The organism is Amycolatopsis regifaucium, from assembly GCF_001613935.1.
Taxonomy (GTDB): Bacteria; Actinomycetota; Actinomycetes; order Mycobacteriales; family Pseudonocardiaceae; genus Amycolatopsis; species Amycolatopsis regifaucium.
Genome location: NZ_LQCI01000034.1, coordinates 432,969 through 454,885 on the forward strand (window position 1 = coordinate 432,969; position 21,917 = coordinate 454,885).

Below are 21,917 nucleotides of genomic sequence, written 5' to 3' on the forward strand. Positions count from 1 at the left end.
CGATTACTTGACCGTAGTCTTTCCGCCAGGGGAGAGGCTCAGCCCGGGAGGGTGGGATCAGGTGGTGGTCGCGGTCGTCGGCGCCTGGCTCGTGGTCGCCGCCTTCGTCCTCGTGGCCTGGCCCAAGATCAAGGCCGACGAGAACTGGCGCGCCGCCGCGCTCGCGTTGACGCTCGGTTTCTCACTGGTGCACCAGCTGGTGTACTCGACGATCGCGGAAGACGCGTACATCACTTTCCGCTACGCGCAGAACATCGCCGACGGCAACGGTCCGGTGTTCAACACCGGCGAACGGATCGAGGGGTACGCGAATTTCCTCTGGATGATCGCGCTCGCGTTGCCGAAGGCCGCTTTCGGGGCCGATATCGAGACGTCGGCGATCGTGCTCGGAATCCTCGCCACGCTCGGCGCCGTCCTGCTCGCGTACGTGACGGTGAACCGGGTGGTCGCGCGGGCGGCCGGCGAGCCCCGTCCGGCCTGTGGCGTGGCCGCCGCGATGCTCGTCGCGGCCGCCGGAGGGCTCGCCGCGTACGGCGGATCCGGCACCGAGACGCCATTGTTCGTCCTGCTCATCCTCGGCGTCTTCGCCTCCCTCGCCGCACGTCGTCCGGTCGTCGCGGGCGTGCTCGTCGCCTTCGCGACGATGACGCGCCCATCGGGAACGCTGCTCGCGGTACTCGTCGGCTGCTGGCTGGTCGTCGCCGCGCTGCGCGGCCGGTACACCTGGTGGTCGCCGGTGGGCTGGCTGCTCGGCGGGCTCGTCTTCGTCGCGCCGTGGACGGCGTGGCGGGCCACCTACTACGACCACGTCCTGCCGACCGCGGTCCTCATACCCTTCGACATCGACATCCCGGCGCGGATCGACCGCGGCTGGCATTACCTGTCGGGGTTCTCGGTGGTCCACCAGGGATTCCTGTTGCTCGGCCTGGTCGCGGCGGTGATGCTGCCGCTGCGTCGCAACGGCCGTACGCCCCACGAGGCCGAGGCCAGAGCACTGATCTGGCTGATGCTCGTCACCGCCGTCGTGCTCGCCGGGTTCGTGGTCTTCTTCGGCGGTGACGCCGCGCCGGCGTGGCGGCTGCTGGCGCCGATCCCGCCGCTGCTGGCGGTGGCGGCGGTCTCGGTCTACGGCGTGCTCGCCGCGGCTTCGAAACCGAGCCCTCGGCCGAGGCCGGCAGGCAAGCGGTTGATGCCCGCCGCCGCGGTGACGTTGTCCGGGCTCGCGGTGCTGGCCTCGGTGTTCAGCCCGGACATGCTGGCCGGCGTGCGCGCCTGGCACGACCACGGCGCGCAGATGGAGGAGATCGGCCGCTGGCTCGGCGTCTACCTGCCGCCCGGTTCGGTCGTGAGTACGTCCGCGCCGGGTGCGCTGTCGTATCACGCCGGGACGCAGCTGCAGATCGTCGGCGTTCGCGGGCAGACCGAGGAAGCGGACGAGGCCGTCGTCTCCCGGCGGCATCCGACGATCGCCGTCATCACCGACAGCGGCTATTCGGCGACGCAGTCCTGCGTGATCGACCCGGAGTACGCGGCCAGGTACCGCGTCGCGACCTTCGTGCGTGAAGGCACCTCTTCGTGGCTCACCGTGTTTTTGCGGGCCGATGTCGAGCGGTCGGTGACGCCCGCCCTCGACTTCTCGCCCGAATTCCGCCACGTACCGTGCCCTTCGTGAGTGTCGACGAACGCGTTTCCCCCGGCCGCCCAGCAGCGCTCGAAGCGTCCTCGCGTCTGTTCGGCTTCGGCGTGTTCGCCGCGGCGCTCACCGTCCTCCTGGTCCGCTTCCTCGTGCCGAGGCCGGTGGCGATGTCCGACAACGGCGACGGCTTTCGGGTGCTCTGTGGCGCGGGCATCCCGTGGAAGGGGAAGCCGGAGCCGTTCGTACGGCTCGAGTACACCGTTCCGGCGGGCGAATGCGACGCGACGTATCTGCTGAGCCAGAGCTGGTTCGCGCGAGTCGCCCGCTCGCTCGGTGGACTGCTCGGCCTGGATTCGACACTCAGCCTGGTCGTGCTCGGCGTGCTCATGAGCGTCCTCGCCGCGGCGGCGGTCGCGCTGATCGTCGTCGGCCTGCCGTACTCGCGGCGCGTCCGCGCCTCCGCGACCGCCGGGCTCCTGCTGGTCGTCGCGGACTCCGCGTTCTTCGGCTACTTCGCGTCCGTACTGGGCGAAGGTGCCGCGTTCCTCGGCCTTCTGCTCGCCGTCGGTGGCTTGCTGGTGGCCGCGCGGCCGGGTTGGTGGCGCTACGCGGGACTGGCCGTACTGCTGTTCGGCGGCATCATCGCGGTCAACGCCAAGGTGCAGACGCTGATGATCCTGCCGTTGCTGGCGCTCGCCGTCCTGCTCGTCCGCCCGGCGGGCGTACGAGGCTTGAAGCGGTGGCTGCCCGTGGTCTTCGTCATCGGCGCGCTCGCCGGCGGAACGGCCTACGCGCAGCAAACCGTCGAACCGGCGAAGCTGCCCGACGGCTCCATCGCCGAGCGCCCCGGTGACGATTCCCGCGAGATCAACATGTTCAACACGATCTTTCTGACCATTGTGGACGGTCAGCACGACACCGAAGCCGACCTCGCCGCGCTGGGGCTACCCGCCTCGTTCGGTCAGTACGCGGGCAACGGCTGGTGGCATCCGCGGCCCGCCACGCTCGATCCCGAGTACCCGAAATACCGCGAACAGATCAGCAGGCGCAACGTCGTCGAGTACTTCGCGACGCATCCCCCGCGCACCATCGGCATCCTGCACCGCGCGGCGGGCGACCTGCTCACCGCGCGACCGCCCTACCTCGGCAGCTTCGACCGCTCGGCCGGATTCGCCCCCGAGGCGCAGGAATACCGCGTCCCGGTGGCGTCGACCAGCACGAAACTCTTGGCGCCCTTGGGTTTCTTCGCGCTACTGCCGATCTGGTTCCTGCTCGCCGCGCGCGGCTGGAAGACCCGGCGCGACGCGGTGGGCGTCGCGCTCTGGTTCCTGCTCGCCGTCGCAGCCGGGCAGTTCGCGCTGGCGGCGCTGGGTGACGGCCTGGAGAACGTCAAGCACCAGGTGATCGCGCTGTACTGCACGCTGCTCGGCGTCGTCCTGGCGCTGGTGACCTTCGCGCGTCAGAAGGACTTGGCTTCCCTGACGTCCAAAGTCCCGTGACGAACCGCAGGTTCCGTGCCGGTCTGTTCCGACATGCGGTAGTGGTTCACCGCGTCGCCCCAGCCTGCTCGTGCGGCTTGGGGAATGCGGGCATGAACGAGATCAGATTGATCAGGGACACCGTGCCCAGCGCGAGATAGGCCAGCGACGCTGGGCGTTTGGTCTGCCTCGCGGCGTCAGGGTGATTTCGGTGGTTTCGTGCCTCAGCGGACCCAATTTAGGGGGCAGTGACCTGCGGTGATGACAGGAGTGCGCGCATGTGACCTACGCGACCGTAGGTTGGTCACCCTACGGTCGCGTAACCTGAACGAATGGCTGAGCTCGTTTACCCGCCCGTCATCATGGCGGCGAAGTTGATGTTCCGGGTGCTGGACAACCGCATCCGGGTGGAGGGGACCGAGCACATCCCGGCCACCGGCGGGGCGGTCATCGCCTGCAACCACGTGAGCTACCTCGATTTCATCTTCTGCGGTCTCGGCGCGCAACCGGCGAAACGCCTGGTCAGGTTCATGGCGAAGAAGGAGATCTTCAGCAACCGGATCGCCGGGCCGCTCATGCGCGGGATGCACCACATCTCCGTCGACCGTGGCGCGGGTCTCGCGTCGTACCGCGAAGCCGTCGAGCGGCTGAAGGCCGGAGAGGTCGTCGGGGTGTTTCCCGAAGCCACGATCAGCCGGTCGTTCACCGTGAAGGACATCAAATCCGGCGCCGTCCGGATGGCCGCCGAAGCCGGCGTTCCGGTCGTCCCGATGGCGCTGTGGGGCACGCAGCGGCTGTGGACCAAGGGCCGCCCGAAGGACCTCACCAAACGCCACGTCCCGATCTCGATCCTGGTCGGCGAGCCGATCCACCCGAAGGCCGACGAAGACGCCGAGGTTCTCTCGAAGGACCTTCGTGTGCGGATGTCCGCGCTCGTGGACCGGGTTCAGGCGGACTACCCGGAGAAACCGGGTTCCGATGACGAACGCTGGTGGCTTCCGGCGCACCTCGGCGGCACCGCGCCGACGCCGGAAGAGGCCGCCAAGCTGGACCGCGAGGGTCGCTAGAACCAGCGTTCGAGCACCTGCGCGACACCGTCTTCGGAGTTCGGCGCGGTCACCTCGTCGGCGATGGCCAGCACCTGGCGGTGGCCGTTGGCCATCGCCACGCCATGCCCGGCCCAGCTGAGCATTTCGAGGTCGTTGGGCATGTCGCCGAACGCGATCACCCGCTCGGCCGGGACGCCCAGCCGCTCGGCGACCTCGGCCAGCCCGGTCGCCTTCGTGATGCCGTGCGCGGCGACCTCGATCAGACCGGAGTTCGTCGAATAGGTGATGTCGACCGAACCGTCGAGCACCTCGCGCGCCGCCCGCGCCATCTCGTCGGAGCTCATCCCACGCCTGCTGATCATCAGCTTGATCGCCGGATGCCCGAGCACCTCGGCCCTCGGTGCCTCCGTGCCCTCGTGGTTGCCCCAGGGATTGTGATAGTCCGGCTCGATCACGAAGTTGCGCATCTCCGGGTCCCGCGCGGACTCGCCGATCCGCTCCGCGGCGAACCGGCAACCGGGCAGCGCGTGATCAAGAGCACTCACGGTGTCGTGCAGCAACTGGGGTTCGAGCAGCCCGTGCACCGCCACGATCCGGTCCGTCCCGATCTCGTACAGCACCGCGCCGTTCGCGCAGACCGCGTAGCCGGTCAGGTCCAGCGGTTCCGCGATCGGGGCGATCCAGCGCGGCGGACGGCCGCTGACCAGCACGAACGGGATTCCGGCCGCGGTGACGCGCCGGACGATGTCCACCGTGCGTTCGGTCAGGGTCTCCAACGGGCCGAGCAGGGTGCCGTCGACGTCGGACGCGATCAAGAGCGGTTTCTCCACCGGCACATTGTCCCCGAAGATCCGCCCATCGGGCGAAGTGTCGGAGGAGACCGCTACCTTCCGGGGTGTGCGCGTAGGCATCGTGATCCTTCCGGAAGATCGTTGGTGGGCGGCCGAGCCGAAATGGCGGGCCGCCGAGGAGTACGGCTTCGACCACGCTTGGACGTACGACCACCTCGGCTGGCGGACCCTCGTCGACGGCCCCTGGTTCAGTGCGATGCCAACGTTGACGGCGGCCGCCATGGTCACGTCCCGGATCAGACTGGGTACCTTCGTCGCCTCTCCGGTCGCCCGGCATCCCGTGTCGTTCTCCCGTGAGCTGCTCACCCTCGACGACGTCTCCGACGGTCGTTTCATCCTCGGTGTCGGCGCCGGTGTGCCGCACACCAACTACGACGCCGCCGTCCTCGACGGCCCGGAACTGTCGGTGAAGCAGCGAACGGACCGGTTCACCGAGTTCGTCGAGGCGCTCGACGGGCTGCTGATGACCGACGGCTTCGACTTCGAGGGCGAGTACTACCGCGCCAAGGGCGCGCGGAACCTGCCAGGCTGCGTTCAGCGGCCGCGACTGCCGTTCCTGGTCGCCGCGAACGGTCCGCGCACGATGACGCTCGCCGCGCGGTTCGGCGCGGGCTGGGCCACCACCGGCGTCAAGTCGGAGACCCAGGACGAGTGGTGGAAGGGCGTCGCGGAACTCGTGAAAACCTTTGAAGAGCGGGTCGAGGCCGTCGGCCGGGACAAGGCGAGCGTGCAACGGTTCCTGAGCCTCGACGCGGCGCCGGTCTTCTCACTCTCCAGCGTCGGCGCCTTCACCGACGCGGCAGGGCGGGCCGAGGACCTCGGATTCACCGACATCGTCACCCACTGGCCGCGCTCCGGCGACTACTACGTCGGCCGCGAGTCGACGCTCGAAGAGGTCGCCCGCGACGTACTCCCGGTACTCCAGGGAAAAAGTTCTTAGGCTGAACGGGTGACGTCGACGAGGTGGGTAAACCGGTTCCGCCTAACGGTCGTCTGAGAGACAAGTACAGCGAGTGGGCGCGGCCGACGACGGCTGCCCCTCACGGGTCACCCCGGGGGTGAATGGGGGACGAAGGCTCGCGTGGTCGCGGCGGGGGCAGTCCGCGACCACGCGAGCCGTCTTTGTCTGTCGCGCTGTGTTTGTCTGTCGCGCGCTGACGGAAAATTTCGCGGGACGCGGATCGTGGTGGAACTCGCGTTCACGGGGCAGGGCGTCCCGCAAAATGTTTCCGTCGGGCGCTGGGCGCCCTTGGGGAGACCGTTCGGGGTCGGCGCCAGACCCTCCCGGCTGCTATGAAAGGTCCTTTACTTGCAAATTTCGCGAGGAAAGGACCTTTCCTCTCATGGGTGCTAGGAAAGGTCCTTTTATGGCGCTGGCGTGAGATGAAAGGCCCCTTCCTTGCAAAATTCGCAAGGAAGGGGCCTTTCATTGCGTGGGGTGCGGCGAGCGCGGTGAGCGTCAGCGAGCGAGCGCGAGGAGCGCGAGGAGCGTGGTGAGGGTCAGCGGGTCAGGGTGTAGATCGACGCGCCTGGGTTGCTGTAGTCCTTCCGCAGGAAGTCCAGCCCGTCCAGATCCCGCAGCCCCGGCGCCGGCGGCTCGCCGATCTTGATCGGCGTGCTCCCGATCAGCACGTGCTTGACGTTCAGCCGCCTGACCGCCGCCCGCACCTCGGGGTCGGTGTCGTAGTCGCGGAAGTGCAGCGCCAGGTACTTCGCGTCCGGCGGCGGCACACCCGGGTCGTAGTGCCCGGCCACCGGATGGATGCCGGTGATCGCGTACAGCCACGCCGTCCCGTCGAAGCGCTCGTTGAGCACCTTCTCGTCCGGTCCGACGTTCATCTTGGTGAGCTGATCCATCGCGGCGAGTTCGTCGGCGCTGACCGGCGGGGTGACCTCACCCTCGGGGCCGTTGTAGTACAGGAACGACACCGCGTGCGCGTTCGACTCGGTGTAGAAACCCTTGGTCAGCACCGCCGAGGCGGCCACCACGAAGACCGCGGTCGCCAGGCCGAGTCGGGTGGGCAAGGCAGGCCTGCTCTTGACCCAGGACCGGCCGCTCGCCCACTTCGCGAACCAGCGCTGCAGCTCCGCCATCCCGTGCCCGGCGAGCAGGCAGAGCGGGATCGCGGCGAGCGCCATCAGGCGGTAGCGGTCGTTCCACCACGGCCGCGACAGCGAGATCACCCACGGTTCGGCGCCGAACGAGGCCACCAGCACGAACAGCGCCGAGAAACCCAGCGCCGAGAGCCCGATCCAGCGCATCCTGCCGAGCTTGACCAGGCTCAGCACGCCGATGACCAGCAGCACCGTCAGCCACACCTGCGGGGCGCTCAGCACCTGCCGGAAGGTCACCAGCAGCGCGAGCGACTTCACCACCGGAAGGTTCGAGCCCCACGCGTAATAAGGATATGAACCCGAAGTGAATTTCAGGGCGCCCAGGATGTGCGGCGCCGCCAGCAGCCCGCTGGCCATCATCACCGGCACTATCTTGACGACGTCACCGCCGATCACCCGCCAACCGCCGCGGCCATCCGGCACGCCGTCGAGCGCTTTGTGCCGCAGCGCGCGGTACCAGCGCTGCACCACCACCGGGAAGGCGAACAGCAGCGCACCGAACAGCGCCGACGAGTGCGCCGCGAGCAGGCCGACGGCGGTCAGCGCGAGGACGTAGCCGGTGTCGAGACCGGGCCGCGCGAGGAACCGGGCCAGCGCGACGACGGCCAGCGGGGTCAGCACGATGCCCAGCGCGAACGGCAGCAGCCCGCTGGAGACCGACTCGTACGCGCCGGTCGTCGCGGCCGCGGCCACCAGTGCCGTGCAGCCCGCGAACACCGCCCGGCCGCCGAGCTGCCGGATCAGGGCGACCATCGACAGCGCGAAGATCCCGGCGACCGGCATCGTGATGGCGTTCAGCGTGACCGGGATCGTCGTGCCCGAGATCGAGTACACGAGCGAGCCGACCAGGTGATACGCGTTCGGGTAGAACGAGCCGTCCGGATACCAGTTGACGGTGCCCATGCCGGTCAGCGAGCCGTCGCCGGTCTCGGCGATGTAGCGGATGCCGTTCGCGTGGAACACGGTGTCCCAGCGCTGGAACACCGCCGTCGTCCCGCCGCGGGCCGAGAGCACCACGAGGATCGAGATCCCCACGGCCAGCGCCACACAGGCCGCGACGGCGTAATGCGCGCGCGGATGCCACTTCGTCGGCGGCTCCTCGGCGCCCGGCTTGCCCCAGCCGCGTGCCTGGCCCAGCTTCCGCAGGCCGAGACCGATCCCGGCGAGCACGGCCGTGACGGCCGCCACGGTCAGCGGGTTGTACGACACGCCTGCGAGTGCCAGCCACGGACCGGCCAGTCCGGTTACCGTGTAGGACAGCAGCGGGGCCAGCCCCGCCAGGGCCCAGCCGCGCAGGCCGGCGGCCCGGCCGACGAGGCCACCGGGGATCGCCAGCACGGCCAGGTAGGTGACGGTCGCGCCGAAGTACGACCAGAAGGTGTCCGGAGTAGGCACTGCTTCCTAAGGGTGTCGAAGGTGAAAACCGGTGCTCGGTGCAGGGCACGTAGGCGACCTGCGTACCCTCGACGCCCGTGAGCGCGCACACGAACCCCGACAAGATTACTGAAGCCGATTTCACCGGCTACGACCTCATCGTGGTCGGGTCCGGTTTCTTCGGGCTGACCGTGGCCGAACGGGCCGCGGCCGAACTCGGCAAGAAGGTCCTCGTGCTGGAGCGGCGCCACCACATCGGTGGAAACGCCTACTCCGAGGCCGAGCCGGAGACCGGGATCGAGGTGCACCGCTACGGTGCGCACCTGTTCCACACGTCGAACAAGCGGGTGTGGGAGTACGTCAACCGCTTCACCGAGTTCACGAACTACCAGCACCGCGTGTTCGCGCGGGTCAAGGACCAGGTCTACTCGTTCCCGATGAACCTGGCGCTCATCAACCAGTTCTTCGGCAAGTCGCACACGCCGGACGAGGCCCGCGAGCTGATCGCGAAGCAGGCGTCGGAGTTCGACACCGCGGACGCGCAGAACCTCGAAGAGAAGGCGATCTCGCTGGTCGGCCGCCCGCTGTACGAGGCGTTCATCCGGGGTTACACGGCCAAGCAGTGGGAGAACGACCCGAAGAACCTCGGCGCCGACATCATCACCCGGCTCCCGGTCCGCTACACCTTCGACAACCGGTACTTCAACGACGCCTACGAGGGCCTGCCGGTCAACGGCTACACCGCGTGGCTCGAGAAGATGGCCGAGCACGAGAACATCGAGGTGCGGCTGAACGTCGATTACTTCGACGTCCGCGAGCACATCCCCGCCGGCACGCCGACCGTCTACACCGGTCCGCTGGACCGCTACTTCGACTACTCCGCGGGCCGGTTCACCTGGCGCACGGTGGACTTCGAATCCGAGGTCGTCGAGACGGGCGACTTCCAGGGCACCTCGGTGGTCAACTACAACGACGAAGAAGTGCCCTACACCCGGATCATCGAGTTCCGGCACTTCCACCCGGAGCGCAAGCACTACCCGAACGACAAGACCGTCGTGTTCCGCGAGTACTCCCGGTTCGCGGGCGAGACCGACGAGCCGTACTACCCGATCAACACCCCGGACAACCGCGAGAAGCTCGAGGCCTACCGCGAGCTGGCGAAGGCCGAGGCCAAGAACAAGAACGTGCTGTTCGGCGGCCGTCTCGGTACCTACAAGTACCTCGACATGCACATGGCGATCGGCTCCGCGCTGACCGCGTTCGAGAACAAGATCGCGCCGCACCTCACCGATGGCGCGCCTCTGGACGGGTCCCTCGATGCTTGAGAAGGGCGCTCCCACCGGCGAGGTGGCGGTTCTCGCGAAGGCACAGGGCGTCCTGAAGAGTGACGTCACCGTCAAGGCGGCACGAGGTCTTTCGCACTTCGGCGAGCACAGCGCGGGATGGTTCGCGCTGGGCCTCGTCGGGGCGGCGGTGGACAAGAAGCGGCGCAAGGACTGGCTGGTCGCCGCGGTCGGCGTCGTCGGCGCGCACGCCGCGTCCATCGCGGTGAAACGCGTGGTCAGGCGGCCGCGGCCGGATCACCCGAGCGTCGAGGTCCTGGTCGGGACGCCGAGCAAGCTGAGCTTCCCGTCCTCGCACGCCACCTCCACTACGGCGGCGGCGGTGCTCTACTCCGGATTGACCGGGCGTAACCTGGTCCCGGCCCTGGTACCGCCGATGCTCGCCTCGAGGCTGGTGCTCGGCGTCCATTACCCGACCGACGTTCTGGCCGGAGCAGCCCTGGGGGGCCTCGTCGGTGGTCTCATACGACGGAAGCTGAAGAAACGACAATGAGCGAAACGACCGAGAAGGCCGATTCCAAGCCTGAAGACGTAGGACCCGAGGCCGCCGAACCGAAGAAGGTCGCCGGCGGTCTCGTCGGCGGCATCATCAAGACGGCACGCCCGCGCCAGTGGGTGAAGAACGTGCTCGTGTTCGCCGCACCGTTCTTCGCTTTCTCCAAGTCGACGGATCGAACCGGCCTGCTGATCGCCGCGCTGATCGCCTTCGCGGCGTTCTCGTTGGTGGCCTCCTCGGTCTATCTCATCAACGACGCCATCGACGTCGAGGCGGACAAGGCCCACCCGACCAAGCGGAACCGGCCGATCGCGGCCGGGATCGTGCCGGTCCCGGTGGCCTTCGTCGCGGCGGGCGTGTTCTTCGCCGCGGGCCTCGGCATCTCGTTCCTCGCCAGCTGGCAGCTCGCGGTCGTGCTGGCGGTCTACGAGGCCGTTCAGCTCGGCTACTGCTTCGGGCTCAAGCACCAGCCGGTGGTCGACCTGGCCATCGTCGGTTCGGGCTTCCTGATGCGGTCGATCGCCGGTGGCGTCGCCGCCGATATCGCGCTTTCGCAGTGGTTCTTGCTGGTCACGGCGTTCGGCTCGCTGTTCATGGTGGCCGGTAAGCGCTACGCCGAGATCATGCTCTTCGAGCGGACAGGGGCGAAGATCCGGTCTTCGCTGAAGAAGTACTCGGCGAGCTACCTGCGGTTCGTGTGGGCGACGTCCGCGGCGATCCTGATCATGTCGTACTGCCTGTGGGCGTTCGAGATCCGCCAGGTCGAGCACAACTCGGTCTGGGCCGTCGTCTCGATGGTCCCGTTCGTGGTCGCCGTCCTGCGCTACGCCGTCGACGTCGACGGCGGCAACGCGGGCGAGCCGGAGGAGATCGCGCTCAAGGACCGGGTGCTGCAGGTCCTCGGCGCGAGCTGGGTCGTCACACTGTTCCTGTCGTTCTATCTCTGAATCGACAGCTCGGACACAGCGCATCCACAGGATGCGCACGCATCCTCGGTGATGGGGGCGGGCACCGCGCCCGCCCCCATCGACTCCAGGAGCGATAGATGAACGACCCGCAGCGGCCGTCCGAAGACGAAGACAAGACGGTCGAGCAGCCCGCCGTCGGTGGCGAGAGCCCGAAGAAACCCGCCGAACCCGAAACTCCGGCCGCCGCCCCGGCCGGGCCGCCGCCGGGCTGGGTGCCCGCACCGCAGGCTCCGCCCGCGAAGGGTGGCTTCCGCCGGTTCGCCGGGCACCGCGCGACGCAACTGGTGGCGGTCGGCGTTCTCGGCTTCCTCCTCGGCGGCGGGGTCATCGGGACCGCCGTCGGCCTGGCCTCCCGCGACGGTGACCGGCCCGGTTTTTCCCGCGAACACCATGGCTCGGCCGGTCCCGGCGGGCACCGTGACTTCCGCGGCGGCCACGGTGACCGTGACTGGCGTGACGAGTCGCACGGACGGTAGATAACGGAATCATCACGACACCGTGTACGGTGTTCGTGATGCGAAGCGCCTCCGCTGAATTGCCCAAGGCCACCGGTGCGCTGCCGGTAGCCGCCGTCCTCGCTCGACCCTGGGTGCTGCCTGCCGCGGCGGCGGTGGCGTCCTCACTGGTGTTCGTCCTGGTCAGCGGGCATTTGATCGACGACACCTACATCACGCTGTCGTATGCGAAGAACCTCGCCTTCCACGGTCATTGGGGCCTGATCGAGGACGGCACCGCCAACACCGCGACGTCGCCGCTGAACGTTCTCGTGCTGGCTCTCCTCACGTTCATCGTCCGGGACGCCGTGTTCGCCGCCGGGATCGTCTTCGTCGCGAGCCAGGTGCTTCTCGTGCTCGGCCTGCGCCGTATCGGCACCGCGACCGGCCTTCCCGGCGGGTTCGCCCCGCTGGCGCTGGGCTTGTTGCTGGTGAATCCGCTGTTGCTGTCGTCGGTCGGGCTCGAAGTCGCCCTCGGCGCGACGGCTGTCGTCTGGCTGATGGTGTTCCTGCACGAACGCCGCCCCGCCGCCGCGGGTGTGGTGATCGGCCTGATCGCGCTCATCCGGATCGATCTGCTGCTGATCGCCTTCGTGCTGTTCCTCGCGCGCCGCGAGTTCTGGGTGGGTATCTGGCGCATGACGTTCGCCGCGCTCGCGGTGATGCTGCCGTGGTTCGTGTTCAGCTGGCTCGCGCTGGGTTCGGCGGTGCCCGACACCCTGGTCATCAAGATCATGCAGCGGTCGTGGGGACCGTTCAGTTTCACCAACGGCCCGCTGCTGTACTGGCGCAACTTCCCCGTCGCGTCGACGCTCGCGTTCCTGCCACTCGTGATCGGTGGTCTGGCCGGTCTACTGTGGACGTTCCACTACCGGCGTGGTTCGGATCGGGCGAAGCGGCTCGTGCCGTTCGCGACGCTCGCGATCGCCGGCGCGGCGCACTATCTGGCCTACTGCTGGCTGAACGTCCCGCCCTACCACTGGTATTACGCGCCGAGCATCATCGGCGCGACGATCTTCCTCGCCGCCGGTGCCTGCGCGGTACGCGGTCGGGCCCGGCTCGGGGCGGGGCTCCTCGCCGGCGCGTTCCTCCTCGTGAGCGTCTTCGCCTACGCCGCGCCTGAGCTGCCGCGCCGGTTCGCGCCCATCACCAGCAACCACGCCGCGTCCGACGAATACCGCGCGATCGGCTCGCAACTGGCCGAACTCACCAGGGGACGCAAGGTGGAAAGCGCCGGTGAGGTCGGCGCCCTCGCGTACTCCTGCGACTGCGACATCGTCGACCAGTTCTCCGACCGCGGCTCGGTCGACCCGGCGATCGTCGAAACGAAGAACCGCAGCGGCGATCTCGGCAAGGCGCTGCTGGAAGCCAACTTCCGGTTCTTCGACCACAGCGTCCCGCCCGCGACCCCGGATCTGATGCTGGCCACCACCCGGAAGACGCCACCGCCGAACGCCTTGGCCGCCTGGACGATCAGCTCGCCGTGGATGGGCACCCAGCAGCTCTACCTCCTGTCCGCGCGGTAGAACCCGCATTTCGTCCTCTGAATGCGGTAAATGCACGCGCAACGACCGCAATCAGAGGACGAAATGCGCGGGTCAGCGGCGTGAGTCGGCCCGGGCCGCTTTGTCGACCGCCAGCATGTCCCGCTGGTGGACCACGGACCCGTCGGCGAAGACGAACTGCAGCACCGGCCGCGGTGGAAAGCTCCGCCCCAGGTACAGCGCGGACACCGAGCGCACGACGCTCGACGGCATCTCCTCGAACGTCCGGAACGGCTGGGCGGGATCCTCGCGCTCCAGCATCCGCGCCGGGTAGACCAGCGCCAGTCGCCGGTCGGACAACGTCAGCCGGGCTTCGCCGCGACCACCCGCGAGGTGGTCCGCGATCCGCACGGCGAGCTGGTCCGCCGACCGCGCGACGACCCAGTACGCGATCGTCGGGTCGTCGGTCCAGTCGGCTTCGAGTACGCCCCCAGCGGGCAGTGGCCAACGCGGTTTGCCGGTCACCGCGGGGGTTTCCCGCGCCGCCTCGTAGGGCAGCGTGAGCTTGCCGTCCAGCAGTAGGCCCACGTAGCCGTGTGCGGGCGGGCAGCCGATAATCAGGCGTTCACCGGGCGCGAGCCAGAATTGGTGGAGTTCCCGTTCGACGATCTCGTCGACGGACTTCGCCATCGGAATCGTGTTCTCCATCAGCGCACCGTCATCGCGTGGAGCCAGGCGAACTGCCGGAGATCGTCGCAGTCGAACAGAAGGTCCATCCCCGATCCATCCACAAAGGACACTCGCAGACACGGACGGCGTTTCTTGCCGTGTTCCGCCACGGTGAACCCGCCGATCCGCTCGCGGGGCAGCTCGGCGGCCACGACCATCCGGTGCGTGGCGATCGGGACGCCCTCGGCGTTGTCGCCGTAGGTCTTCGTGGTCATGATCGCGGCGATCTCCTTGCCCGTCTTGACCACGCCCTTGCCGAACCCGATCGCCTTCGACATGAACGACTTCTCCGCGGGCTCTTCCGGTTCCGGCGGCGGGATGAACTTCTCCAGCACCAGCAGCCGCGCGCTGGTCAGCGCCCACAACCGCGCGAGCGAACCGCTGGTGGACAGCTCCCGCACCGCCGCGTGCGCGATGCCGCCTTGTTCGCCGAACACGATGACCTGCGGTGTCGGTGGATTCGACTTGCCGCCGTCGTCGCCCGCGCCCAGCGCCGCGCCGACCATGTCGCCGGCGAAGTTCGCCGCACCCGAGCCGATCTTGCCGAGGACGCTCTTCTTCGGCACACCCCATGGGTCGAGGCCGCGCACGTCGTAGTTCAGCGTCCGGCCGTACGCGGCCCACAGCAACCGTTCGCCCGGGTTCAGCGAGGGCAGCGCCTGTGACGCGGCCCCGAGCGGGTAGCCGAGATTCATTCTTCGATCGTGAACCCTCTGTCGGTCGCCGCGCGGCGCTCTTCCTCGGACGACGAATCCTGCGACTCGTGGTAGCCCGCCTTGACGCCCTGCTCGACGCCCAGTTCGGCCAGGTTACCGGCACTCCCGCGGAAGGCGGCCTTGCCGAGGCTGGTCGTCCCGTTCATCCCCAGCGCGCGCAGCCCGGCCTCGGTGAGGTTCGTGGTGAGCGCGTCCGAGCCCTCGCCGCCGACGCCGTAGCGGTTCGCGAACTTGTTGGCGGTTTTGGAGGCCCCGGTCATGGGGTTCGCCTTCGTGACGATCTTGGCCAGCGGGTTCTTGTCGATCTGGTCGGCGAGCCGCTTCTGCAGCCAGTTGCCGTCGCGCAGCCCCTCGGCCCGCTCGACGACCTTCTTCAGCGGCCCGTTGCGGAGCATCTTCAGGATGTCTTCGAGCTTTTCGATCAGCGGCTTGAGCTTGCCGAGCAACTGCTTGACCTTCATCCCGAGCCGTCCGCCGGTCACCGCTACCTGACCCGCCGTCGCCGCACCAGCCGCGCCGACCGAAGCACCCGCCGTGATCCACGAGGCGGCCAGCGCGGCCAGCCATTCGATGATCAGGCCCATCACCAGTTCTCCGATGATGTCGATGACGATTTCGACGAACGCGTCGAACAGGTCGGCCGCGATCTCCAGGATCTGCTGCAGCCCGCGGACGTCGTTCGCGAACGCCTTGGCGCCGCCCGAGAACTCGGTCATCTGGCCGCGGAAGGCGTCGCCTGCCTCGCCCTTCCAGGGCTCCTTCGTCGCTTCTGCCCGCTTTTGTTCGTGCTCGGCGACGCCGTCGAGCCACTTCGCCGTCTGCTCCCAGCCCTTTGCGGTGCTGCGCATCTGCTCGGGGTCGCCGATCGCGGGCTCCAGCACCAGCTCGACCAGCGGGCTGATCACGATCCCGATCAGAAAGCCGAGTCCGTTGTCCAAAAAGGACTGACCGGGGCTCATGACGAGCTGAAGCTGTTCCATCCGCGCGTGCACGGCCGCGATCGCGACGTCCGGCGGGCTGCTCGCGCGGGAGACGTCCGACGCCGTGCTGAGCCACGAGCTGCCGTAGCCGCCGTTCTGCTCCCAGAACCCCTTGCGGCCCGAGTCACCCGCACTGTTGAGGTCACTGAGGCTGCCGGGGCCGCTGCCGCCGTCGCCCAGCCCGGCACCGAGTCCGGTGATGACCTCGGCGGTGCCCTGGTTGTGGTCGAGGTAGGTCTTCGCCGCGGTGGTGGTCTTGTCGGCGATCTGGTCGAGGAAGGACTTCGCCTGTTCGGCGAGATCCTGGCATTCCCGCAGACCCTCGAAATACTTGAACGCCATCAATTCGCCGAGCGGGCCGAAGCAGTCGTCGGAGACCCTGGCCTGTTCCAGCAGGCTCGCGAGGCTGCCGAAGTTCCCCGAAGCCTCTTTGGATCCGTTCGCGTGCGCGGTGAGCGCGTCCGTCTGTACGCCGAAGCCGGTCAAAACGAGTCCCTCCGCAGGATCGGGCCACCGAAGTCTTCGTCGTCGCTCGTGGCCGGACGGGCCGGCCGCTGAGTCCGGACAGGCTGTTGGACGGGCGAAGCCGGACCGGCGAGCGATTCCGCGGGCGGGGGAGCGCTCGGCCCGAGCGGCTCGACATGGGCGTTGAACGCCTCTTTGAACTGTTCCGCGCGGTCGCCGAGAATCGGCTGGACGGTCTGCTGCATCGCGGCCGCCGCCTGCTGCGTCGCTTCCCTGATCGCGGCGAGGATTTCCTGCTGCAGCGCGGTGTGCGTGCGGTTCATCGCCTTGGGGGACAACTGGAGTCCCAGCAACGCGCCGGACGGGGCGACGGTCACCGTCACCGAGCCGTCGGCGTTGCGCGCGGACCCGCGCAGCCCGGCGATCTTGTCCTTCAGTTCCGCAGCTTTGGCGGCCTGCTCCTGAAACGACCGGATGGCCGCGTCGAGCCTGGCTTCCTGGTCAGCCATCGTTTCCTCTCACCCGATGCCGGAAGGGGGACCCTTCCCGTTCCGTGCACCGGGTGAGACGAATGGCGTAGTGCGCTCGTTCCCTAGATCGGCAGTTTCCGGAAGATCGGCCGGGGCACATGCCGCAGGGCCGACATGACCAGGCGGAACGGCGCGGGAGCCCACACCAGTTCCTTACCGGCGCGCGAGGCGTTGACGGCGATCTCGGCGACCTGCTCGGCGGTCTGCGCGAGCGGGGCGTCCTTGAGTCCTTCGGTCATCTTGGTCTTCACGTGCCCGGGGCGGACGACGGTGACCTGCACGCCCGACGGCGCCAGCGCCTCGCCGAGACCCAGGTAGAAGCCGTCGAAGCCGGCCTTCGTGGAGCCGTAGACGAAGTTCGACCGGCGGACCCGCTCACCGGCGACCGACGACAGCGCGATGACCTTGCCGTGGCCCTGCTTCTTGAGCTTGTTCGACAGCGCGACCCCGACCGAAACCGCGGCCGTGTAGTTCACGGTCGCCGCCTCGACGGCCTTCGCGTGGTCCTGCCACAGCTCTTCCTGGTCACCGAGCAGACCGAACGCCACCACGGTGACGTCGATGTCGCCCGCCTCGAACGCCTTGTCCAGCACGGCCGGGTGCGAGTCCATGTCCTTCGCGTCGAAGTCGACCGTGGACACTTCGGCGCCCTTGTCCTTCAGGCGCTGCGCGGCGGCGTCGAGCCGAGGCGACCGCCGCCCGGCCAGCACGACCCGGAGGGGCTTCTCGGCCAGGTACTTCTCCGCGATCGCGAGCGCGATGTCGGAGGTACCGCCGAGCAGCAGCAGGGACTGGGGGTTGCCCACAGCGTCGATCACAGTTCCAACCTTCGGGACATGTCAGAGGCGAAAACGCCTTCGGGGTCTACGGAAGCGCGGACCTTGCGCCATTCCTCGAGCCGCGGATACATCTTCGCGAAGTTCTCCGCGGAGGTGCGGGAGTCCTTCGCCGTGTATAGACGGCCCCCGAGCGCGAGCACGTCCTCGTCGAGTTCCTGGCAGAACCGGCTCAGGCCGTCCTTGATCGGGAAGTCGAGGCAGATCATCCAGCCGGGGTGCGGGAACGACAGCGGCGCCGCGTTGCCCTCGCCCATCCGCTTGAACACGTTGAGGAACGACACATGCCCGGAGTCGGCGACCTTCTGGATGATCCGGCGCAGCGGCTCGTGCGCGTTCAGCGGAGTGCTGAACTGATACTGCAGAAAGCCCTTGGAGCCGTAGGCGCGGTTCCACTCGCCGAACAGGTCGAGCGGGTGGTAGAACGCCGTCAGGTTCTGGATCTTGCCGACGGCCTTCTTCGGCGTCTTGCGGTAGTAGAGCTCGCCGATGGAACCGAACGTGAGCTTGTTCGCCAGTCCGTTCGGGAACACGTCGGGCAGCGTCAGCAGCTGCGGCGCGTCGAACTTCAACGGGTCGGCACGCAGCTTCGGCGGCAGTTCGTCGAGTTTCGCCAGCGAACCGCGGCCGAAGGCGGCGCGGCCCAGCTTCGAGCCGGTCGAGATCGTGTCGAACCAAGCCGACGAGTAGGTGTAGTTGTCGTCGGAGCCGTTGCTGACCAGTTCCAGCGTCTCGTCGAGATTCGCGGTGCGCTCGAGGTCGGCCTTGAAGTAGGCGGTCTCGGTCTTCGTCATCCGGACCTTGGCCCGGACGATGATGCCGGTCAGGCCGATGCCGGCGACGGTCGCCCAGAACAGCTCCGCGTCGGGGCCGTCCGGCGTGATCGTGCGCACCTGCCCGTCGGCGGTGACCAGGTCCATCGACACGACGTGGTTGCCGAAGCTGCCGGCCGAGTGGTGGTTCTTGCCGTGGATGTCGTTGGCGATCGCGCCGCCGATGGTGACCTGGCGCGTGCCCGGCAGCACCGGGACCCACAGGCCGTAGGGCAGCGCCTCGCGCATCAGCTTGTCGAGGCTGACCCCGGCGTCGAGGTCGACGATGCCGGAATCCGGGTCGATCGAGTGGATGCGGTCCAGCGCGGTCATGTCGACGACCAGGCCGCCCGCGTTCTGCGCCGGGTCGCCGTACGACCGGCCGAGACCGCGCGCGATGACCCCGCGTGCCCCCGCTTGCGTCACCGCCCGCGCGATGGTTTCCACGTCGGGGGTGCTAAGGACGTCCGCGATACTCGGCGACGTCCTTGCCCAGCCCATGAGCGACTGCCGCTGTGTCTTGGGTGCTCGGGTCACGCCGACCAGGGTAACCACGCCGAACACTGCCCGGAACGTGACCCTGAAGTGGCCGCTTCTACACTTTGACCACCAGCCCCAGCAGTTTATGAGGTAGAGCAGTGGTGGCGACCGACCCGCAAGCCGGCCTGACGGCAGCAGCGCCGTCCTCTCCTGGGCTGCTCGGGCAGCTCATCCGCTTCGGCCTCATCGGTGGGTTCTGCGCCCTGGTCGATTTCGGTGTCTACCAGGGGCTGCGTGCCCTCGGCATGGACGCGACGCCGTGGGTGGACATCGCCCGCGCGCTCAGCTTCATCGTGGGCACCACGACCGCCTTCTTCCTGAACCGCAAGTTCACCTTCGCCGGTGGGCGCCGAGAGGGCGCACGCCAGATCGGCGGCTTCGTCCTCCTGTACGCCGTGACGTTCCTCGTCGCCGTGGGTGTCAACCGGACGATGCTGCACGTCCTCCCGGAGTCCGCCTGGAAGGCCACACTGGGTTGGGTCGTGTCGCAGGCAACCGCGACCGTGATCAACTTCGTCATGCTCAAGTGGGTCGTCTTCCGTGAGCCCCGCGCCAGCGCCGCCAGCCCAGTCTTGACCAGCACAGAGGAGAACTGAGGATTCATGCCCGGTAAAGCCGCCGTCACCGGAGAGGCCCCGAGCGCCATGGTGAGCACTATCGACGACACCCGCTTCGCGGAACGCACCCCGCAGGGCCGTCTCACCGCGCAGCGAGGGCTCTACGCCGGCCCGGCCCCCATCGTCAGCAAGGACCTCTACGCCGAACTCGAATGGGGCTCCGCCGTGCGCGAACGCGCGGGCATCTCCATCGAGCCGGCGTCGAAGGTGTCCGGCAACACCTACTTCGGGCGCTTCCCCGCGAGCTACTGGCAGCGTTGGACCGACGTGACCGAGGTCGCGGTCGAGGCCGTCGTCACCGGTGACGGGCAGCTGTCCGTCGGCGCTTCCGACATCGAGGGTGACCCTCGTGTCGTCGCCGCCGAGGTCGTCACTGGGGCGAAGCAGCAGAAGGTGACGCTGACCGCGAAGCTGGACAAGTTCTACGACGGCGGCGCGCTCTGGCTCGACCTCGAAACCGAGGGTGGCCAGTCGTTGCGGGTCGAGAACGTCCGCTGGACGGTCGAGGCGCCGGAGAAGATCCGCCCGACCGCGGTGACCATCTGCACGATGAACCGCGCCGACGACTGCCTGTCGAACCTGCAGGCGCTCGCCGCCGACGTTTCCTCGCTGGAGACGCTCGACGCGATCTACGTCGCCGACCAGGGCACCGACCTCGTCGAGTCGCGTGAAGGCTTCGAACAGGTCGCGAAGGACCTCGGCGACAAGCTGCACTACATCAAGCAGCCGAACCTCGGCGGCGCGGGCGGTTTCACCCGCGGCCTGTACGAGGTCGCCGGGCACACCGAGACCGAGCACGCGAACGTCCTGTTCATGGACGACGACGTCCTGCTCGAGCCGGACCTGGTGATCCGGATGACCGCGTTCTCCAACCGCACGGTCAACCCGGTCATCGTCGGCGGGCAGATGCTGAACCTGCTGCACCCGAACCAGCTGCACGTCGGCGCCGAGTACGCCCGGCTGAACACGCTGGAGCCCGGTCAGCCGGTGACGCACTCGCTCTCGACCGCCGACCTGCTCGGCGTCGACGAGGAGACCCTCAAGCCGAACCGCCAGGAACGCCGCCTCGACGCCGGGTACAACGGCTGGTGGTCGTGCCTGATCCCGTACGAGGTCGTCAAGGCCACGGGCTACCCGCTGCCGTTCTTCTTCCAGTGGGACGACGCGGAGTACAGCTACCGCGCCCGCGCGCACGGCTTCCCCACGGTCACCCTTCCGGGCGCCGGCGTCTGGCACGCCGACTTCCACTGGAAGGACTGGGACGAGTGGCACCGCTACTTCAACCTGCGGAACTCGATCATCACCGCCGCGCTGCACTCGCCGTTCAACCTGAACCTGCTCTCCCGCGTGCTCATCGCGCAGCTGGTCCGGTACCTGCTCGGCATGCAGTACGGCCTGTCCGCCACGCTGATCAAGGCCGTCGAGGACTTCCTCGAGGGGCCGGAGATCCTGCGTGACGGCGGTGTCGCCGCGATGAAGGAGATCCGCCGGATCCGTGACGAGTACCCCGAGACCAAACGGCACAAGGCCACCGACGTCCCGGGTATCGCGTCCAACGACATCGGCATCGTCAACAGCGCGCCGCGGCCCAGCATGCAGCGCCTGGTGCTGATCAAGCGGGTCCTCGACCGGGTGCTCGGCCGCAGTCGCCACTCGCTCGGCGCGATCCCGATCGACGAGGCCCACTGGTGGCACGTCGCGACCTTCGACACCGCCGTCGTCACCGACGCTTCGCAGGAAGGCGTGCGGGTCCGCTCGTACGACCGCGCGAAGATGTTCGAGCTGGCCCGGAAGGGCGCGAAGGTCCTCCAGCGGCTCCGTAAGGAAGGCGCCGCGGTGCAGGAGCAGTACAAGCGCGCCATGCCCGAGCTGTCTTCGCGGGACAACTGGAAGCGGCTTTACGAGCTGTAAGCAAGGCCGCTTCGCTCTCCGCTAGCGTGAGATGAAAGGCCCCTTCATCGCGAATTTTGCGATGAAGGGGCCTTTCCTTGCGGCGGGTGAGTCCGGTGGCAGCAGGGCTGTAAAGGACTCCTTGAGGGACTCAAAGTCCTTCAAGGTTCCCCTCACCCCTCGAGATAGGTCATTACGGGCCCACCAGTCACAAACGGCGGCCTAGTGGAGACCGAAGACCCGCGTCTTGCGGTTCAGATCGTCGATGTAGGCCGCGGCGACGTGGGAGAAGTTGATCGCCACTTCGGAATCGTCCTTGGTCTTGATCGTCTGCACCGAACCCGTGCGAACGAAATGCGAAAGGTCTTTGGTCAGCCGTTCGGTTTCGTCCGTCGTGAGCGCGAAGAGCAGTGGCTCCCCACCGGCGACGAGATGGAGTACGAGCGCGGGTTTCTGGTCTGCCATGCACCCATCGCACCAGCCGTGATCACGGCCGGGCAAGCGGGTTCGCTGC

At 68.1% G+C, this 21,917-nt stretch carries 20 protein-coding genes; 11 read left to right on the forward strand and 9 right to left on the reverse strand.

What is annotated here, in order from left to right; translation table 11 throughout:
- The first annotated feature begins 61 nt into the window (after positions 1 to 61).
- The 3 genes from AVL48_RS25855 to AVL48_RS25865 all read left to right on the forward strand — a co-directional run bounded on the left by AVL48_RS25855 (position 62) and on the right by AVL48_RS25865 (position 4,181).
- Positions 62 to 1,672 carry an ABC transporter permease family protein gene (locus AVL48_RS25855; RefSeq protein WP_061980340.1) on the forward strand — a complete coding sequence of 537 codons (1,611 nt, stop codon included), beginning with the start codon at positions 62 to 64 and terminating at the stop codon, positions 1,670 to 1,672.
- Complete coding sequence (wsfD, locus tag AVL48_RS25860) at positions 1,669 to 3,135, forward strand: glycan biosynthesis hexose transferase WsfD (RefSeq protein WP_061980617.1); 1,467 nt, start codon at positions 1,669 to 1,671, stop codon at positions 3,133 to 3,135. The genes AVL48_RS25855 and wsfD overlap by 4 nt, the downstream gene beginning before the upstream one ends.
- A 311-nt stretch (positions 3,136 to 3,446) precedes the next feature.
- Entirely contained in the window at positions 3,447 to 4,181 is a 735-nt protein-coding gene (locus AVL48_RS25865) for a lysophospholipid acyltransferase family protein (RefSeq protein WP_061980339.1), read from the forward strand.
- Here AVL48_RS25865 and AVL48_RS25870 read toward each other — a convergent pair.
- Positions 4,178 to 4,978 carry an HAD family hydrolase gene (locus tag AVL48_RS25870; protein ID WP_061980616.1) on the reverse strand — a complete coding sequence of 267 codons (801 nt, stop codon included), beginning with the start codon at positions 4,976 to 4,978 and terminating at the stop codon, positions 4,178 to 4,180. The two genes, AVL48_RS25865 and AVL48_RS25870, sit on opposite strands and share 4 nt — an antisense overlap.
- An 82-nt stretch (positions 4,979 to 5,060) precedes the next feature.
- Between AVL48_RS25870 and AVL48_RS25875 the strand changes: the two genes are divergently transcribed.
- Positions 5,061 to 5,954, forward strand: a complete 894-nt coding sequence (locus tag AVL48_RS25875; RefSeq protein ID WP_061980338.1) for an LLM class flavin-dependent oxidoreductase — start codon at positions 5,061 to 5,063, stop codon at positions 5,952 to 5,954.
- Between the two features lie 560 nt (positions 5,955 to 6,514).
- On the opposite strand, the gene AVL48_RS25880 is transcribed toward AVL48_RS25875, so the two are convergent.
- Positions 6,515 to 8,524, reverse strand: coding sequence for a DUF6541 family protein (locus tag AVL48_RS25880; RefSeq protein ID WP_061980337.1), 2,010 nt, complete (start codon positions 8,522 to 8,524; stop codon positions 6,515 to 6,517).
- A gap of 77 nt (positions 8,525 to 8,601) precedes the next feature.
- Between AVL48_RS25880 and glf the strand changes: the two genes are divergently transcribed.
- The 5 genes from glf to AVL48_RS25905 all read left to right on the forward strand — a co-directional run bounded on the left by glf (position 8,602) and on the right by AVL48_RS25905 (position 13,330).
- Positions 8,602 to 9,828 carry a UDP-galactopyranose mutase gene (glf, locus tag AVL48_RS25885; protein ID WP_061980336.1) on the forward strand — a complete coding sequence of 409 codons (1,227 nt, stop codon included), beginning with the start codon at positions 8,602 to 8,604 and terminating at the stop codon, positions 9,826 to 9,828.
- A complete protein-coding gene (locus tag AVL48_RS25890; protein WP_061980615.1) occupies positions 9,821 to 10,339 on the forward strand; it encodes a phosphatase PAP2 family protein in 519 nt (172 codons plus the stop codon). Before glf ends, AVL48_RS25890 begins: the two co-directional genes overlap by 8 nt.
- Entirely contained in the window at positions 10,336 to 11,289 is a 954-nt protein-coding gene (locus tag AVL48_RS25895) for a decaprenyl-phosphate phosphoribosyltransferase (protein ID WP_061980335.1), read from the forward strand. Before AVL48_RS25890 ends, AVL48_RS25895 begins: the two co-directional genes overlap by 4 nt.
- A 98-nt stretch (positions 11,290 to 11,387) precedes the next feature.
- On the forward strand, positions 11,388 to 11,786 hold the full coding sequence (locus AVL48_RS25900) for a hypothetical protein (protein WP_061980334.1): 399 nt from the start codon (positions 11,388 to 11,390) through the stop codon (positions 11,784 to 11,786).
- A gap of 38 nt (positions 11,787 to 11,824) precedes the next feature.
- Positions 11,825 to 13,330, forward strand: a complete 1,506-nt coding sequence (locus AVL48_RS25905; RefSeq protein WP_061980614.1) for a hypothetical protein — start codon at positions 11,825 to 11,827, stop codon at positions 13,328 to 13,330.
- 72 nt (positions 13,331 to 13,402) lie between these two features.
- Here AVL48_RS25905 and AVL48_RS25910 read toward each other — a convergent pair whose 3' ends face one another.
- The 6 genes from AVL48_RS25910 to dprE1 form a co-directional block, all read right to left on the reverse strand.
- Positions 13,403 to 13,996, reverse strand: coding sequence for a hypothetical protein (locus tag AVL48_RS25910; protein ID WP_061980333.1), 594 nt, complete (start codon positions 13,994 to 13,996; stop codon positions 13,403 to 13,405).
- Entirely contained in the window at positions 13,996 to 14,712 is a 717-nt protein-coding gene (locus tag AVL48_RS25915; RefSeq protein ID WP_061980332.1) for a hypothetical protein, read from the reverse strand. Before AVL48_RS25915 ends, AVL48_RS25910 begins: the two co-directional genes overlap by 1 nt.
- A complete protein-coding gene (locus tag AVL48_RS25920; protein WP_061980331.1) occupies positions 14,709 to 16,199 on the reverse strand; it encodes a WXG100 family type VII secretion target in 1,491 nt (496 codons plus the stop codon). The genes AVL48_RS25915 and AVL48_RS25920 overlap by 4 nt, the downstream gene beginning before the upstream one ends.
- Entirely contained in the window at positions 16,196 to 16,687 is a 492-nt protein-coding gene (locus AVL48_RS25925; protein ID WP_061980330.1) for a YbaB/EbfC family nucleoid-associated protein, read from the reverse strand. Before AVL48_RS25925 ends, AVL48_RS25920 begins: the two co-directional genes overlap by 4 nt.
- A gap of 83 nt (positions 16,688 to 16,770) precedes the next feature.
- A complete protein-coding gene (gene dprE2, locus AVL48_RS25930; protein ID WP_061980329.1) occupies positions 16,771 to 17,526 on the reverse strand; it encodes a decaprenylphospho-beta-D-erythro-pentofuranosid-2-ulose 2-reductase in 756 nt (251 codons plus the stop codon).
- Complete coding sequence (dprE1, locus tag AVL48_RS25935) at positions 17,523 to 18,857, reverse strand: decaprenylphosphoryl-beta-D-ribose oxidase (protein ID WP_177242259.1); 1,335 nt, start codon at positions 18,855 to 18,857, stop codon at positions 17,523 to 17,525. Before dprE1 ends, dprE2 begins: the two co-directional genes overlap by 4 nt.
- Before the next feature lie 137 nt (positions 18,858 to 18,994).
- Between dprE1 and AVL48_RS25940 the strand changes: the two genes are divergently transcribed.
- Positions 18,995 to 19,492 carry a GtrA family protein gene (locus AVL48_RS25940; protein ID WP_061980328.1) on the forward strand — a complete coding sequence of 166 codons (498 nt, stop codon included), beginning with the start codon at positions 18,995 to 18,997 and terminating at the stop codon, positions 19,490 to 19,492.
- 6 nt (positions 19,493 to 19,498) lie between these two features.
- On the forward strand, positions 19,499 to 21,424 hold the full coding sequence (locus tag AVL48_RS25945) for a glycosyltransferase (protein WP_061980327.1): 1,926 nt from the start codon (positions 19,499 to 19,501) through the stop codon (positions 21,422 to 21,424).
- 201 nt (positions 21,425 to 21,625) lie between these two features.
- On the opposite strand, the gene AVL48_RS25950 is transcribed toward AVL48_RS25945, so the two are convergent.
- Complete coding sequence (locus tag AVL48_RS25950) at positions 21,626 to 21,868, reverse strand: hypothetical protein (protein ID WP_061980326.1); 243 nt, start codon at positions 21,866 to 21,868, stop codon at positions 21,626 to 21,628.
- Between the last annotated feature and the right edge of the window lie 49 nt (positions 21,869 to 21,917).

Excerpts from the sequence above, each read along its gene's own strand:
- AVL48_RS25925 (WP_061980330.1), bottom strand. The coding sequence starts at position 16,687 with ATGGCTGACCAGGAAGCCAGGCTCGACGCGGCCATCCGGTCGTTTCAG.
- AVL48_RS25915 (WP_061980332.1), bottom strand. The coding sequence starts at position 14,712 with ATGAATCTCGGCTACCCGCTCGGGGCCGCGTCACAGGCGCTGCCCTCG.
- AVL48_RS25910 (WP_061980333.1), bottom strand. The coding sequence starts at position 13,996 with ATGGAGAACACGATTCCGATGGCGAAGTCCGTCGACGAGATCGTCGAA.
- AVL48_RS25950 (WP_061980326.1), bottom strand. The coding sequence starts at position 21,868 with ATGGCAGACCAGAAACCCGCGCTCGTACTCCATCTCGTCGCCGGTGGG.
- AVL48_RS25895 (WP_061980335.1), top strand. The coding sequence starts at position 10,336 with ATGAGCGAAACGACCGAGAAGGCCGATTCCAAGCCTGAAGACGTAGGA.
- AVL48_RS25905 (WP_061980614.1), top strand. The coding sequence starts at position 11,825 with ATGCGAAGCGCCTCCGCTGAATTGCCCAAGGCCACCGGTGCGCTGCCG.
- dprE1 (WP_177242259.1), bottom strand. The coding sequence starts at position 18,857 with ATGGGCTGGGCAAGGACGTCGCCGAGTATCGCGGACGTCCTTAGCACC.
- AVL48_RS25890 (WP_061980615.1), top strand. The coding sequence starts at position 9,821 with ATGCTTGAGAAGGGCGCTCCCACCGGCGAGGTGGCGGTTCTCGCGAAG.
- AVL48_RS25945 (WP_061980327.1), top strand. The coding sequence starts at position 19,499 with ATGCCCGGTAAAGCCGCCGTCACCGGAGAGGCCCCGAGCGCCATGGTG.
- AVL48_RS25900 (WP_061980334.1), top strand. The coding sequence starts at position 11,388 with ATGAACGACCCGCAGCGGCCGTCCGAAGACGAAGACAAGACGGTCGAG.
- AVL48_RS25865 (WP_061980339.1), top strand. The coding sequence starts at position 3,447 with ATGGCTGAGCTCGTTTACCCGCCCGTCATCATGGCGGCGAAGTTGATG.